14 protein-coding genes are annotated in these 14190 nt (G+C 59.2%); 10 read left to right on the top strand and 4 right to left on the bottom strand.

Going from position 1 to position 14190, the window contains the following annotated elements; genetic code table 11:
• The first annotated feature begins 231 nt into the window (after positions 1 to 231).
• A complete protein-coding gene (locus tag GVL52_RS02575; protein ID WP_160003764.1) occupies positions 232 to 618 on the top strand; it encodes a hypothetical protein in 387 nt (128 codons plus the stop codon).
• Between the two features lie 229 nt (positions 619 to 847).
• Here the strand turns inward: GVL52_RS02575 and GVL52_RS02570 are convergent, their stop codons facing one another.
• Genes GVL52_RS02570 through GVL52_RS02560 form a run of 3 tightly spaced genes read right to left on the bottom strand, consistent with a single transcriptional unit; the run spans position 848 to position 4561 of the window.
• Positions 848 to 2323: an aldehyde dehydrogenase family protein gene (locus tag GVL52_RS02570; RefSeq protein WP_160003762.1), complete on the bottom strand. Its 1476-nt coding sequence runs from the start codon at positions 2321 to 2323 to the stop codon at positions 848 to 850.
• A gap of 1 nt (position 2324) precedes the next feature.
• Positions 2325 to 3623, bottom strand: a complete 1299-nt coding sequence (locus GVL52_RS02565) for a glycosyltransferase (protein ID WP_160003760.1) — start codon at positions 3621 to 3623, stop codon at positions 2325 to 2327.
• Positions 3624 to 3628: 5 nt separating this feature from the next.
• On the bottom strand, positions 3629 to 4561 hold the full coding sequence (locus tag GVL52_RS02560; RefSeq protein ID WP_160003758.1) for a GntR family transcriptional regulator: 933 nt from the start codon (positions 4559 to 4561) through the stop codon (positions 3629 to 3631).
• A 209-nt stretch (positions 4562 to 4770) separates the two neighbouring features.
• Here GVL52_RS02560 and GVL52_RS02555 point away from each other — a divergent pair, with 209 nt between their 5' ends.
• From GVL52_RS02555 to GVL52_RS02515, 9 genes are all read left to right on the top strand, one after another.
• Positions 4771 to 5838, top strand: coding sequence for a spermidine/putrescine ABC transporter substrate-binding protein (locus GVL52_RS02555; protein WP_244619072.1), 1068 nt, complete (start codon positions 4771 to 4773; stop codon positions 5836 to 5838).
• Between the two features lie 121 nt (positions 5839 to 5959).
• A complete protein-coding gene (locus GVL52_RS02550; RefSeq protein ID WP_244619071.1) occupies positions 5960 to 6826 on the top strand; it encodes an ABC transporter permease in 867 nt (288 codons plus the stop codon).
• A complete protein-coding gene (locus GVL52_RS02545) occupies positions 6823 to 7602 on the top strand; it encodes an ABC transporter permease (RefSeq protein WP_160003755.1) in 780 nt (259 codons plus the stop codon). Before GVL52_RS02550 ends, GVL52_RS02545 begins: the two co-directional genes overlap by 4 nt.
• On the top strand, positions 7599 to 8654 hold the full coding sequence (locus tag GVL52_RS02540) for an ABC transporter ATP-binding protein (protein ID WP_160003753.1): 1056 nt from the start codon (positions 7599 to 7601) through the stop codon (positions 8652 to 8654). Before GVL52_RS02545 ends, GVL52_RS02540 begins: the two co-directional genes overlap by 4 nt.
• A gap of 34 nt (positions 8655 to 8688) precedes the next feature.
• The gene (locus tag GVL52_RS02535; protein WP_160003751.1) at positions 8689 to 9981 is read left to right on the top strand and encodes a glycosyltransferase; all 1293 of its coding nucleotides are present in this window, start codon (positions 8689 to 8691) and stop codon (positions 9979 to 9981) included.
• Between the two features lie 4 nt (positions 9982 to 9985).
• Entirely contained in the window at positions 9986 to 10336 is a 351-nt protein-coding gene (locus tag GVL52_RS02530) for a cupin domain-containing protein (RefSeq protein ID WP_160003989.1), read from the top strand.
• 24 nt (positions 10337 to 10360) lie between these two features.
• Positions 10361 to 10708, top strand: coding sequence for a cupin domain-containing protein (locus GVL52_RS02525; RefSeq protein WP_160003749.1), 348 nt, complete (start codon positions 10361 to 10363; stop codon positions 10706 to 10708).
• Positions 10709 to 10801: 93 nt separating this feature from the next.
• On the top strand, positions 10802 to 12307 hold the full coding sequence (locus tag GVL52_RS02520; RefSeq protein WP_160003747.1) for an aldehyde dehydrogenase: 1506 nt from the start codon (positions 10802 to 10804) through the stop codon (positions 12305 to 12307).
• Between the two features lie 21 nt (positions 12308 to 12328).
• On the top strand, positions 12329 to 13516 hold the full coding sequence (locus tag GVL52_RS02515) for a saccharopine dehydrogenase family protein (RefSeq protein ID WP_200847741.1): 1188 nt from the start codon (positions 12329 to 12331) through the stop codon (positions 13514 to 13516).
• 304 nt (positions 13517 to 13820) lie between these two features.
• Here GVL52_RS02515 and GVL52_RS02510 read toward each other — a convergent pair whose 3' ends face one another.
• Positions 13821 to 14024: a cold-shock protein gene (locus tag GVL52_RS02510; protein WP_160003745.1), complete on the bottom strand. Its 204-nt coding sequence runs from the start codon at positions 14022 to 14024 to the stop codon at positions 13821 to 13823.
• Positions 14025 to 14190: the final 166 nt, after the last annotated feature.

Here is a 14190-nt window from a genome sequence, read left to right as displayed (position 1 = left end):
CAGTGGGTCTGGCGTTCTGAATTGCAGCATCCGAAAAATAGGGATGCGATCTGAATTTGAGTGTATTAGTGGTTGCTTAATGGTGTCCTTGGTGGTTTGGTTGCTCATCGCAGACCATCCACTGGATATGCCTGATTGCATGCCATTTATTGGCAGTTTGGACGCGTCCCCCTGGGAACGCATCTGCCGCCAGCGCAATTGTAGCCTACCAACCTTTTTGGGAGCCGTTGCATGAAGAAGTTCGTTGTTTTCGCAGCGTGTCTTGTCATTGCCTTGTCAGGCGAAGCCGAGGCTGGATTGCTTGCCGCACACGCTCAATCTCAATCCAGGTCCATCTCTGATATCGTGCAAGTGCGTGTCGTTGCCCGGGAACGCACGGTTGTGCGCCATGGCGGGCCAGTTCATGGGCCGGCGGTGCGCAGAACAGTGGTCGTCCGGCCGTACAAGCCCTGGGTTCGCAGGCCATATTACGGCGCTGTTGTTGCAGGCGTCGCCGTCGGCACGGTCATCGCTGTGGCCACCGCCACGCCGCCGCCGGCGCCAAGCCCCGAACTGTGCTGGTACTGGTCGAATAGCGCTCAGACCCGTGGCTACTGGGATTATTGCACACCACGCTGAACGGCGCCTCGTTCCGCCGATCTCTGAGGCAGTTTCAGGTCGCAACCCGCAGCCGCCATCCGCATCAGGGTCTGTTCTCGTGTCGGACACGCGCAAGGATGACGAAGCGGTCGTCGCTGCCGAAGCCGCAGCGAGAACCTCAGACTTGCCGAAAGGCCCATCGACGGGCTTTCCGGCGGGTGGCGCCATGACCATTGGCCTGAGTTTCAAACGATAAGCTCCGAGGCTGCTATTTGATATACCAGCCCCAGGGCTCCTGGCCTTCGAAGGTCGTGATCTGCTTGATTTCGAGATAGTTTGCCAGTCCCCAGCGTCCGAGTTCGCGACCGATCCCGGATTGCTTGAAGCCACCCCACGGTGCCTCGCTGAATGTGGGCTGGGAGCAGTTGATCCAGACAATGCCGGCGCGAAGTGCTCTCGCCACGCGCTCTGCCCGTGGTTTGTCTTCCGACATCACCGCGGCCGCGAGACCAAAGCGGCTGTCATTCGCCATGCGGATAGCGTCGGCTTCATCACGGAACGGTTTGATGCAGACGACGGGCCCGAAGATCTCTTCCTTCCAGACAAAGCTGTCTTCGGCCATATCGACCAGAACGGTTGGCTCCAGGAAGTATCCGGTTTTGAGAGCGGAAGGCCGGCCACCACCGTAAGCCACCCTGGCACCCTCGGCCTTGCCTTGCTCGATGGCTGCGAGAACCCTATCTTGCTGTCCACTCGATACAAGAGGTCCGAGCAGCACGCCCTCATCAAGGCCGTTGCCCACCCGAATTTTCGCGGCCTCAACGACCAGCCGTTCCAGGAGCTTTGGATAGAGCGCTTCCTCCACCAGAACGCGCGAGGTGGCTGAACACACCTGGCCCTGATTCCAGAAAATACCGAACATGATCCACTCGACGGCCTTGCCGATATCACTGTCTGCAAACACCACGAAAGGTGATTTCCCGCCAAGTTCGAGGCTGATGTTCTTGATGTCTCGGGATGCCGCTGCCATGATCTTCGAACCGGTTGCCACCGAACCGGTGAAGGCAATCTTGTCCACATTCGGATGTTCTGAAAGCGGTTTGCCGGCATCTGGGCCAAGGCCTGTCACGATGTTCAACACGCCGGGCGGAAGGCCGGCTTCATTGACGATCGCGCCGAGTTCAAGGGCTGTCAGGGGCGTCAGCTCCGAGGGCTTCAACACCATGGTGCAGCCGGCAGCAAGGGCCGGTGCGACTTTCCATGCGGCCATCAGAAATGGATAGTTCCACGGAATAATCGCGGCGGCGACGCCGACCGGTTCCCGGACAACCTTCGACGAGAAGCGGTCGTCTCCAAGGGGAATGTCTTCCCCCGTGTCGGCATCGAGTTCTTCGGCATAGCTTGCGTAGAGCGCGAAGCAGCCAGCCGCATCCTCGACATCCCAGATTGCCTCCGGCATCGGCTTGCCGTTGTCAGTCACTTCCATGTGGGCGAGCTCGTGCTTTGCGGACAGGATCAGATCCGCGATCCTCCGCAATATGACAGCACGATCCTTGCCCGACATCCGCGGCCAAGGCCCGGTATCAAATGCTGCCCTGGCAGCGCTCACGGCCAGCTCGACATCTTCCGACGTTGCCGCAGGAGCGTGAAAGACGACCTGTTCCGTCGCCGGGTTCACCACGTCGAAAGTCCCGCCCCTGGCGGGCGCTATCCATTTTCCACCGATGAAAAGCTTGCTGCGCATCTTATGGCTCCCGATTTGTCTGGACTGCCGCCTCGGAACTCCTGGCCACCGCCACGATTTCCTGCGCGGCACGCATTGCCCCCGCAGCGTTCCGCATGGTGCTGGCGTTTTCCTTCAGACGGCGACGCATCGTTGCGTCCTCGATGAGGGATCGAATTGCCACCTGCAGGTCCGGCGCGGTCCAGTTGTAGCGATCCAGCCTTTGCCCGACGCCTGTTTCCAGCGCTCGAGCAGCGTTGTCGTGACCGTCCCAGCAATAGGGCATCACCAGAGATGGGACGCCGAAGTAAAGTGCTTCGCAGAACGAATTGTTGCCGCCGTGGTGAATGAAGAGGCTCGCCTGCTCGACAACGGATGGCTGCGGGAACCAGCTGTCGATGAAGACATTGTCCGGTACCTCGCGGTATTCCTCTCGCCAATGGCCAGCGTTGACCAGAAAACGATAGGGCAGTTCGGAAAAGACGCCAATCATGCGCTTCATCATCGCAACATCCATGGCGCCGAGAGAGCCGAAGCTCACGAAAGCCAATGGTGCTTCGTTATGACTTGCAAATCGTGGCAGCGGGTAGGGCGCTTCATGACGCACGCATCCGTCGAGGAAAACAAACCTACGCGGGTCCAGCTTGTCGCGGCGCTCGTGCCGTATGATTTCAGGTGCAAGCAGCAGGTTGAGGTAGGGCGAGGGGTCCAGAAAGCTCGGGCTCACCGGTGGCTTGAGGCCGCAGTCGTTCAGGAACGCCGAAAATCGCTTGTGTGTCGGCGCGACCGTCTTCTCGTAAAGACTCCGGAACCGATCCCAGCCCTGTCTGTCGTTGTCGCCACATCCGGATAGGTAGGGCGGGATATTCTCGTCGGGGATCTCCGTCTCCGCGCAGGAAACGATCCGCACCCACGGCACGCCGGCATTGGCGATCGCCGGGAACATCACGACATTGTCCAGCACGATGACATCCGGCTTCAGCCGCGCAAGCAACTGGCGGAGTGGCTCCTCCACGCGTATCGCCGTATCGACGATGGCTTCCCACGTCGGCGCGACATAGGCGTCGATTTGATCGATCGGCGACTGGCGAAATGCCTCCTGGTGGCGCTCTATGAAGTCATTCCAATCCGTCGGGCGCTCGGTGTCAGCAAGCGGGTATTCCGGGAAGCCGTATTCGGCGAAAACGCCGCTGAACCCGGGGTGACAGATAAATACAGGGCGGTGGCCAGACCGTCTGACGGCCTGTGCGATGCCGACACAGTTCAACGCAGCGCCGTAGCTGGCTTCCGGGAAAAAGGCGATGATCTTTTCGGGCAACATGGAATCTAGCGTGCTACGAGCTTGAAGGCCGGGGGGACGCCGCGACCTGCAAGTCGGGGGCGCTGGGATTGCGAGAGCTGTATATGCACGCGCATCAGATCTGCGGCGAGCTCGAGGTTCCCGCGTTCGATTTGTTCAAGTATCTGAATGTGCTCCAAATTGGACTGCGTCAAGCGGAAGGCGTTTGCATGATTGGAGGATGGCAGGGCGCGGCGGCGTCGATGGTGGTTGGAGAGCGCTTCGGCAACAAATGGATTGCCGCAGCCCCGCGCAATGAGCATGTGCAGATCGAAATCCGTGCGTTCAAATAGCCGGGTGTCGAAAGCGCGTTCGTCGGCTTCCTTCAGCAGCAGCATGGACTGCCGGAGCGACAGGATTGCCCCAAGGTCGCGTCGGAAACCCGGCAGCGTCAGGGCCAGCGGTTCCGTCGCCAGTCGGAATTCATAGCTCTTCGCAACAGCGTCGGCGCTCACCGCGAAATGCTTGAGAACCCACTGTTGCCCTGCGCCACGCTCGGCCAGATTGTCGTCCGACAGTCTGTTTAAAGCATTTTGTACCGCCTGTCTGGAGGTGCCGTAGCGCCGTTGCAGCCCGGCGACGGTTTGTATTTCGTGAATTCGACCGGCAGCCAGATCGCGCAGGATCGCCGCGTGGATGTCGCTTTCGCTCGCCTCGCCATCGCCGCCGCCGAGGCCGGGGATAGTTACGGGATCCACGGCAAGCACGTAGCCGCCATCGGTGTCGGCCGCCACCAATGCCTGGTCTGCCAGCACCTGCAATGCCTTTCTGATCGGAGTTCTGGAGACATTGCAAAGCGAAGCCAGCGTCTGTTCCGCAAGGCGTTCGCCCCGAGACATGCCCCGCTCGATCACGATGTCCAGTATTTTTTGCGCCAGTTCAACATGCCGGTGGTTGGGGCGCGATTGCTCGGTGGTCATTCCATCAAATCCGTTTCTGGCGTCATGCTGCCCTCTGAATCGCCCCTTTTCAAGGGTCCTTGATGCAGAAAGTCAAAAATAAGACCGATATCATTTTTCCTATTGACGTATTTTTATCGAAAATAATACAGTCAGGCCAGGGCAATCAATGATCGCATAAGCGGCGCCGCCCGTTGAGGCTGGAACAAATCGAAAAATGGGAGTTCTCCGTGAAAGGGACGAATCTGTCCGCGCTCAAGCCGTTGAGTGCGAAGGTGATGGCTATCTCGCTGATACTGGGAAGTGCGCATGCGACGTCGGCGGCGGACCTGGTGATATCGAACTGGGATGGCTACATGGCGAAGGATATCGCCGAGACTTTCAAGGCCGCGACCGGCCTTGAGATCGAGGTGGTGAACCACGCCACCAATGAAGAAATCATGGGCAAGCTCATGGCCAGCCACGGCAAGGGATATGACGTGGTGTTCGTTTCATCGCCATTTGCTGAGGTTCTCAACGGGCAGGGAATGCTTGCTCCGATCGACAAGGCGGCCGTTCCGAACCTGGCAAATCTCTATCCCGAGGCTGTCAACCTCGCCTACGATCCGGGCAACGCGTTCTCCGTTCCCTATACCTGGGGCGCCACCGGTCTTTGCTACCGTTCGGATCTCGTGAAGGGCACGCCCGATAGCTGGATGAGCCTTTTGCAGCCCTCCGATGATCTCAAGGGCAAGACGACCATGCTTGCGACCGACCGTTGGCTCATGGCCGCGGGCGAGCTTGCGAAGGGCTATTCGGTAAACGAGGCCGATCCTGCCAAACTCGATGAGGTCAAGGAGCTCCTGATCCAGGCAAAGAAGACGCTACTGGCCTACGACGACACTACCTTTTACTCGAAGCTTGTTTCTGGCGAAGCTCACCTTGTTCAAGCCTGGGACGGCTGGTGCAACTATGGGATCACCGACAACAAGGACATCAAGTTCGTGGTGCCGAAGGAAGGTTCCGATCTCTGGGTCGATACCATCGTGGTGATGAAGGATTCAGAGCATAAGGATGCGGCCATGAAGTTCATAAACTTCATCCTGGATGCCAAGAACCATGCCTGGGCCGCGCAGAACATTCTCTACAAGGTGCCGAACAAAGCCGCCATGGAAAGCCTGGATCCCGCCCTCATCAAGCAGTACCCGACGATGGGCATGACGCCGGCGGAACTCACCAAGTACGAACTCCTGCGCGATCTTGGCGCTGCCCAGAAAAACTACGCCAGGGTGGTGAGCGAGATCAAAGCCGCGAATTAAGCGTCGGCACATCTGAACCGGCCGCGGGCCGCCGTCAGGCGGCCCCATGCTCCCGGCCGTCCGGTGTCACCGCGCCAGGTCGGGAGACCAGCCTACCGAGAACCTCAAAGGCAGAGCCTTCGTGTCCTATCAGAAAACAAGACCAAACCTGATCGCAGCGCCTCCTGTCGCATGGCTGCTCGTGTTCATGGTCGCCCCCTGCCTGCTGATCCTCAGTTACGCCTTTTTCCAACGCGGTGTATGGGGCGGCATCGAATACAATTTCACCCTTGAGAATTTTGCGCGAGTGGCAGATCCGCTTTACGCACGGATTTTTCTGCAATCTGCACGGATCGCCGGAACTGCGACGCTGATCGCAATCGTGATCGCTTATCCGGCAGCTTATGCCATCAGTCGCGCGCCGCGCATGAGGCAGCCGACGTTGCTTTTCTTCGCGGTGCTGCCGTTCTGGTCAAACTATCTGATCCGCACATACGCGTGGATGCTGCTGCTCAACCGCGAAGGGCTGTTCAACAAGCTTTTGCAGATGCTTGGTTATACCGGCGAGCCGTTCTCGATGCTGTATACGGAAGGCGCGGTCGTCACGGGCCTCGTCTATAACTACCTTCCGTTCGTCATTCTCGCGATCTATTCGACCCTATCGCGTTTGAACCCGGAGCTGATGGAAGCCTCCCGCGATCTCGGCGCCGGCCCCTGCCGAACGTTTCTGCGTGTGACATTGCCGCTCACCATGCCGGGTGTCGCTGCGGGAGGCGTTTTCATTTTTGTGCTCTCCATAGGCAATTTCGTCACCCCCGCGCTTTTGGGCGGCGGTCGTTTCCAGATGATTGGCAACGTGGTCTATGATCAGTTCCTCACGGCAAACGACTGGCCCTTCGGCGCCGCCCTGGGGCTGGTGCTGATCACCGTGATGGTCATTCTTCTGATGTCGCAGGCGCGTCTGACAGCAAGGGCCAGCGGCGAGCAGGCGGTCGGGAGCGTGCCATGAGAAGGTCTCGTCTGCCCGACACGATCGTGCTCGTTCTTGTCTACGGCTTTCTCTACCTGCCGATCGCGGTTCTGGTGCTGCTGTCGTTCAACAAGGCAGGACTGCCGACGACATGGTCAGGATTTTCAACGAAGTGGTACAGCTCCCTCTTCGAGAATAACGACATTCTGCGGGCTGCCTGGAACACGCTCGTTGTCGCGATCTGCGCGACGCTCATCTCCACCGTCCTTGGCACGATGCTGGCAATCGGAATGGAGACGCGGCGCCGTAAGAGCAGCGGGCTCGAGGCGCTGGCCTTCGCGCCGATGGTGATTCCCGATATCGTCCTGGCCGTTGCTCTCCTGTCGTTCTTTTCCAAGCTCAATCTGACACTCGGCTTGCCGACGATCATCGCCAGCCATGTGATCTTTGACCTGGCATTCGTCTGCTCGGTGCTGAGGGCCCGGCTCAAGAACTTTGACTATTCGATCGTCGAGGCCTCCCGCGATCTCGGCGCTTCCGCCTGGACGACCTTTTGGCGGGTGACGTTTCCCGTCATTCTGCCCGCGATCGTTGCTGGTGCGCTGTTGGCATTCACGCTGTCTGTCGACGAGTTCATCATCGCATTCTTCACATCAGGCGCCAGCCGCTCCTCGATCACGCTGCCGATCCAGATCTATTCCATGATCCGCTTCGGCATCACGCCGGAAATCAACGCGCTGGCGACACTCGTCATGGGCGTAAGCGCTCTGGCCCTATTCGCCTCTCAATGGCTCAACAAAGAACAGATTAAATGATCGATGCCGAAGGAAGACACGAGACGATCCTCAAGATCGAGGCGCTCCACAAGACATTCGGCCCTGTTGTCGCCGTCGATGGCGTGACGCTGGAAATCCGCAGGAACGAGTTCTTCGCGCTCCTCGGGCCGTCTGGCTGCGGCAAGACAACGCTTCTTCGCATGCTCGCCGGCTTTGAAACGCCAAGTGGCGGCGCCATCTGGCTGTCGGGGCAGGACATCGCGCCGTTGCCCCCGGAAAAGCGACCGCTCAACCTGATGTTCCAGTCATACGCCCTCTTTCCGCATATGACTGTCCGTCAGAACCTCAGCTATGGCCTTGAGATGGAGCGCTTGCCCAAAAGTGAGGTCCGCAAACGCGTGGACGAGACCTTGGCCACGACCGATCTGACGGCCCTGGCGGACCGGAAGCCCGATCAGCTGTCGGGAGGCCAAAAACAACGCGTTGCGCTGGCGCGGGCTCTGGTGAAACGGCCGAAGGTGCTGCTGCTCGACGAGCCGCTCGGCGCGCTGGATAAAAAACTGCGCGAGAAAATGCAGCTCGAGCTGAAGCGCCTACAGCACGAAGCCGGGATCACCTTCGTCATCGTCACCCACGACCAGGAGGAAGCGCTGGTGATGGCCGATCGCATGGCGATCCTCAAGGACGGAAAGCTGCTTCAGGTCGGCACGCCGGAGGAGATCTACGAGGCCCCTCAGGACCGGTTCGTGGCAAATTTCATCGGCATCATGAACTTCATCGCGGGTGACATCGATCGCGACGGCACGTTCAGCACAGACGGCTATAGCTTCGCGCTACCGGCAAAACGGCCGCCCGGCGCGGCAACCATTGCTGTCCGTCCCGAAGTCATCAGGCTCTCCAAGGGCGCCGATGGCATTTCAGGCACGATCTCCGCCATCGCCTATCACGGCCTGGATCGCGTGCTGCACGTGGCGACGAAGGTTTCCGATGCTCCGGTCCAGGTGCGTGTGACGGCCGAGGAGGGGCGACATTTTGCGCCCGGCCAGCCGGTCGGCCTGCTGGTGGATCCGGCGAAGTGCCACGTGTTCTGACACCGGGAACGAACGATAAAAAAAGGGAACTGTCATGACCAAGAAAATTGCATTCTTCCCGGAGGCAGCATTCGGCCCGGCACTCAACTCCGTCGGTATCGCTCAGGCGGTCGAAGCGATGGGGCACAAGGCCGTCTTTCTGTCCGATCCCGGCTTCGTGTCCGTCTATCAGGGCTACGGCTTCGAGGCGCATCCGATCAACCTGTCGGAGCCGATGCTGCCCGAGCAGATGGCGAAATTCTGGGAGGACTTCATCAATGGCCATATCCCGAATTTTCGGAAGAGCCCGTATGAGCAGATCGATACCTACGTGAAGGATTGCTGGACAGCGATTGTCGATAGCGCGAGGTGGGCGGAGAAGGATCTGCCGGCGGTGCTGGAGACGATCCAGCCGGATCTCATCTGCGTCGATAACGTCATCCTGTTCCCGGCCATCAAGCAATACGGCAAGCCCTGGGTCCGCATCATCTCATGCTCCGAAAACGAGATCGAAGATCCGAGCATTCCCCCGCATCTATCGGGTTGCCGGCAGGACGATACCGAAGGCCACGAGGCCTTTCGAGCGCGCTTCAACGAGGTGATCCAGCCGATCCACGATGACTTCAACGAATTCCTGGCCTCGACAGGAGAGAGCGCCTATCCGATTGGCCAGTTCTTCGAGCCTTCCCCCTTCATGAACCTGCTCCTCTATCCTGAGCCCGTTAAGTTCAGCCGGGCGCATCCTCTTGATCCCGGCCGCTACCAGTATCTGGAAGGCTGTATCCGAAAGGAAGCGCCCTATGCGGTTCCGACCTTCGAGCGCAACAACGACAAGCCGCTGATTTACGTGTCGTTCGGATCGCTCGGGGCCGGCGATACCGACCTGTTGAAAAGGCTGATCGAGACGATCGGCAAACTGCCCTATCGGGCATTGGTCAATGTCGGCGACTACAAGGATCAGTATCACGATCTTCCGGGCAATGTGATCGTTGACAGCTGGTTCCCGCAGCCATCGGTGATCCCCCAGACCGACGCGGCAATCCATCATGGTGGCAACAATTCCTTCACCGAGTGCCTCTACTTCGGCAAGCCTGCGATCATCATGCCTTACGTCTGGGACGGGCATGACAATGCCACGCGCGTCGATGAGACCGGCCACGGCTTCAAGATGCCTCGCTACGACTGGACCGATGATGAACTGGCCGAAAAGCTTGACCAGATGATCAATGGCGCCGCCATGCAACGCAAGCTGGCTGAGACCTCTGCCCACATGCAGTCGCAGAATGGTCCGCAGAAGGCGGCAGCAATCCTCGATCAACTCGTCACAACCGGGAAATACCATGTCTGACACATTGCGTTCGTCCGCTCCGCACCTCCATGCGGCGACAACATTCAACGACCTGGTCGATTGGGGTGATCAATCGGAGATGATCGACGGCCAATCGCACTCTTCGGGCCGGTTGTTGTTCAAAGGACCGAACAATCAGCCGGAGACCGGCATCTGGGTATGCACGCCAGGGCGCTGGCGTCTGTCGATCCCGCGCGATGAATTCTGCCACTTCGTCGCGGGGCGCGCCGTCTACACGTCGGACGTCGGCGAGGTGATCGAGGTTGCCTCCGGAACAGCCGTGATGTTTCCGGCCGGATGGACCGGCGAATGCAACGTGATCGACACAATTCGAAACATTTACATGCTGGCTTGAACCGGCATTTCAGGGAGCACTCCAATGAGCACGACACCACGTATGTATGAGCCACTGAAACAGACGGATCTGGTCGATTGGGGCACCATTCCGACGATGATCGAAGGTGTGAGCCACGTCTCCGGACGGCTGATCCACAAAGGACCGAACGGCCAAAGCGAATGCGGACTCTGGATCTGCACACCCGGCAAATGGGAGTGCCATGTGACCCGCGATGAGTTCTGCCACTTCCTGGAGGGGCGCTGCACCTATGTGCACGAAAGCGGTGATGTCATCGAGGTTACACCCGATACCGCAGCCTTCTTCCCGCAGGATTGGAAAGGTGTCTGCACGGTCCATGAGACCATCAAGAAGGTCTACATGATCCGCTAGGCCGCACGTGCGATCGCGCTGATCCACCTGCAGGAGCCGTGGGCAAAATTTGCGGCGGCGATTCAGACCCATTCAACTCAGGAAACGGCATTCATGTTCGATCCCACACAACCAACCTATTTCTCGGCCGGCCGGTACCACCGGGGCGCCGGCCGCGTGAGCGATGTGTCCGACCCCTCAACGCTCGCGAAGGTCGGCGTTGTCGGCGAGGTGACCGAAGGCGAACTCGCCGGCGTCCTGGATTCAGCAACGCTGGCTCAGCGCCAGTGGAAACGATTGGATGCCAAGTCGCGAGCCACCGTTCTCCACAAGATCGCCAGCACAATAGAGGCCACCGATATGCGGCGGTGCGCAGAGCTGATGTCGCGAGAAATGGGCAAGCCCTATCCGGAAGCGATCGGCGAAGTCGCAAATTGTGCCGGCGCATTCCGATACTTTGCGGAAATGGCAAGAGACGAAGCCGGAAAGGTGGCCGGTACAACCCAGGCCGGGTCCTTCCAGTTCGCACGCTACGAAGCGCTTGGCGTCAGCGTTCACATCATGCCGTTCAACTTCCCCATCCTGTTGATGTGCTGGACCGTCGCGGCATCGCTTGCGGCGGGCAATGCGTGCGTCGTGAAACCGGCGCCCGCGACAACCCTGTCGACGCTGGAATTCATGCGGGTTTTCGAAGCCCTACCGGACGGCCTGATCGCTTGCCTGCCTGGCGGAACCGAGCTCGCCTCGTCGTTGATTGCCTCACCGAAGACCCACGCCGTCGCATTCACGGGTTCTGTCGCAGCCGGCAAGGCAGTCGCGGTTGCCGCGGCGGCGCAGATGAAACCGGCTGTTATCGAGGCTGGCGGCTCGGACCCGATGATCATCACGGCACATGCGCCGCTCGGCGTCGCCGCAGCAGGGGCCGTGACCGCAGCATTTCATATGTCCGGCCAGGTATGCACGTCTGCCGAGCGGTTCTTTGTCGTGGACAGCGTCCATGACGTTTTCATCGAAAAGTTCGTCGCCGAGGCGAAGCGTCTGCGCATTGGCAATGGCTTGACTCGCGCTGAAATCGGCCCGCTTGTCAGCAGCGCTGCCCGCGAGAAGGTCGTCCGCCTTGTCGAAGACGCCAAGGCCAAGGGCGCGACCGTCGTGATCGGCGGAAAGGTCCCCGAAAGCGAGCCTGTCGGGTGGTTCTACGAACCCACGATCCTGACCGGTTGCACCTCGGATATGGCGATCATGCGCGAGGAGTGCTTCGGACCGGTCGCGGCCGTTATGCGTGTGAACGACTTCGACGAAGCGATTGACGCCGCCAATGACAGCGAATTTGGTCTCGGCGCCTCCATCTTCACCACCTCGCTCGATGAGGCGATGGAAGCAGCCGATCGGTTGGAAGCCGGGATGGTCTGGGTGAACAATCCGATGATCGACAACGACGCCTTGCCCTTCGGTGGCTGGAAGAAATCGGGTCTCGGGCGCGAGCTCTCGAAGCTTGGCCTGGATGTGTTCCGGCGCTCGAAGATGGTCATTATCGACCACCAGCCGGCCGTGCAGAGTTGGTGGTATCCCTACCCGGACGACTGGTTCTACCAAGACGGCGGCCGCAAGCATGTTTGATATTCAGCGATTGGACAGAAGATGATCATTACCATTCTAGGCGGCGCGGGTTTCATGGGCGCAGGTATCGTTCGCGACCTGTTGTCGAACCGGGCCATCATCGACATCACGGCGATCCGCGTTTGCGATGCTTCGCGTGACAAGATGGAGGCACTTGCCGGTGAACTCGGCGAGCCCAGGATAACGCTTGTGGATCTCGACGTATCCAATGCCGACACGCTGCACTCCGTGATCGCCGGCGCCGACATCTGCATCAACTGCGTGCCGACCCTGCTTGGCTTCCAGATGACGATTTTCGAAGCGGCGCTTGCTGCGCGCGTTCCCTATGTGGATCTGGGCGGCCTCGGAACCTACACGGTCAAGCAGATTGCGGAGCACGAGCGCTTCAAACAGGCGGGTGTGACAGCGGTCATTGGCGTCGGGGCCGATCCTGGAATGTCGAACGTGATCTGCAGGGCGGTCGCGGACGAGCTCGATACGATCGACAGCATCAAGCTCTATTGGGCCGCAGAATTCGTTGGCGCCGAAAATCCGATCCTGGTGCCGCCCTACAGTGTCTCGACCGTGCTTGCAGAATACGCGCATCCGAGCACGCAGTTCTACGATGGCAAACACGTCGAGTGCCCGCCTATGAGCGGTCAGGAGTATCTTGATCTGCCTGAGCCCTGGGGGCGTTGCGAGTTCATGCACTCGCCTCACTCCGAACAGCTGACCGTGCCCCTTGCTGACGGCATCCGGGAGAAAGGGATCAAGGAGTTTTCATGGAAACTGCACCTGCCGCACCGCGAGCACGAAGCGTGGGCCGGGCTGGTCAAGGCCGGTTTCGGGGATTTTGACGAGCCGGTCGAGATCGGGGGCCGCATGGTCAAGCCGCTCGATGTGCTGAACAAGGTGATCGAGCGCAACGTCAAGAAGAACGCTGACCGCGTTCCGGACCAGGAAAGTCACGAGATTCATTTTGCGATCGGCAAAGGAAGGAAGAACGGCGTCGAGGCCACGGTTACCGTTCAGGTGGTTGTGAGACCCGACCCGATCTATGCCGGCTACACGGATGCCTGCACGTCGATGAATGGCTCGATCGCAGCGCAGTTGATCCTTTCCAACCCGAAAAGGCCAGGGGTATGGGCACCGGAAGAGTATTTCGACGTTGCCGCTTACTTCGTGGAGTTGGAGAAGCGCAAGTTCATCATCAGCGTGACCGTGAATTAGGATCGAAGAGCCAACGATGGCTTTATTCATCGATGCAGCGGGTTGCGGCCCAAAAATCCTGTGGATTGAGCGTTTCTCAACACGGAAATCAGCGCGATTTCGCGAAACTGCGTCCTGATGCTCGCCATACGCCATCATAATTCATGGCAGCCAAAAGTTGGCCTGCATTGTTAGGCAACACAAGCCGAGGCACAGCTATGTCTATCCGCAGACGTTCAACAGCGGATATTGTCAGCAAAACCTGCTGTGGATGCTGTCCGCCTGCCTGTTTTCACAGGCAGGCGAAACTTGCTGGTCGCTGTGATTAGAGCACAGAGACGTTTTCAGCCTTGGACTTCCCGGTCTTGCGATCCTGGCCGATTTCGAAGCTGACCTTGTCACCTTCGCGCAGCGAGCCGCCGCGCTGCAAAGCAGACACGTGAACGAAAACGTCCGTTCCGCCATTTTCCGGCGTGATGAAACCGAATCCCTTGTCGTCGTTGAAGAATTTAACTGTGCCTTCAGGCATGATCGTTCCTTTTACTGTATCGGCTATGTGCCTCGCACGGCGACCCTATAGCGCCAGCGCCGTTCTATCAACCACCCCGTTAGCCTGTCGTGAAGTGATATTTGCCTTCCAGGCCCGTAAATTCTAAATTTTCGCTGCCGCTGATCGATCCATGAGATGACGTTCC

Origin of the sequence: Rhizobium sp. 18055, from assembly GCF_902706285.1 — a bacterium.
Classification (GTDB): Bacteria; Pseudomonadota; Alphaproteobacteria; order Rhizobiales; family Rhizobiaceae; genus Rhizobium.
Note: the sequence above shows the minus strand (reverse complement) of the source record. Positions and strands in the feature narration are given on the sequence as shown.

Excerpts from the sequence above, each read along its gene's own strand:
- GVL52_RS02545 (WP_160003755.1), top strand. The coding sequence starts at position 6,823 with ATGAGAAGGTCTCGTCTGCCCGACACGATCGTGCTCGTTCTTGTCTAC.
- GVL52_RS02575 (WP_160003764.1), top strand. The coding sequence starts at position 232 with ATGAAGAAGTTCGTTGTTTTCGCAGCGTGTCTTGTCATTGCCTTGTCA.
- GVL52_RS02535 (WP_160003751.1), top strand. The coding sequence starts at position 8,689 with ATGACCAAGAAAATTGCATTCTTCCCGGAGGCAGCATTCGGCCCGGCA.
- GVL52_RS02520 (WP_160003747.1), top strand. The coding sequence starts at position 10,802 with ATGTTCGATCCCACACAACCAACCTATTTCTCGGCCGGCCGGTACCAC.
- GVL52_RS02525 (WP_160003749.1), top strand. The coding sequence starts at position 10,361 with ATGAGCACGACACCACGTATGTATGAGCCACTGAAACAGACGGATCTG.
- GVL52_RS02510 (WP_160003745.1), bottom strand. The coding sequence starts at position 14,024 with ATGCCTGAAGGCACAGTTAAATTCTTCAACGACGACAAGGGATTCGGT.
- GVL52_RS02515 (WP_200847741.1), top strand. The coding sequence starts at position 12,329 with ATGATCATTACCATTCTAGGCGGCGCGGGTTTCATGGGCGCAGGTATC.
- GVL52_RS02565 (WP_160003760.1), bottom strand. The coding sequence starts at position 3,623 with ATGTTGCCCGAAAAGATCATCGCCTTTTTCCCGGAAGCCAGCTACGGC.
- GVL52_RS02570 (WP_160003762.1), bottom strand. The coding sequence starts at position 2,323 with ATGCGCAGCAAGCTTTTCATCGGTGGAAAATGGATAGCGCCCGCCAGG.
- GVL52_RS02560 (WP_160003758.1), bottom strand. The coding sequence starts at position 4,561 with ATGACCACCGAGCAATCGCGCCCCAACCACCGGCATGTTGAACTGGCG.
- GVL52_RS02540 (WP_160003753.1), top strand. The coding sequence starts at position 7,599 with ATGATCGATGCCGAAGGAAGACACGAGACGATCCTCAAGATCGAGGCG.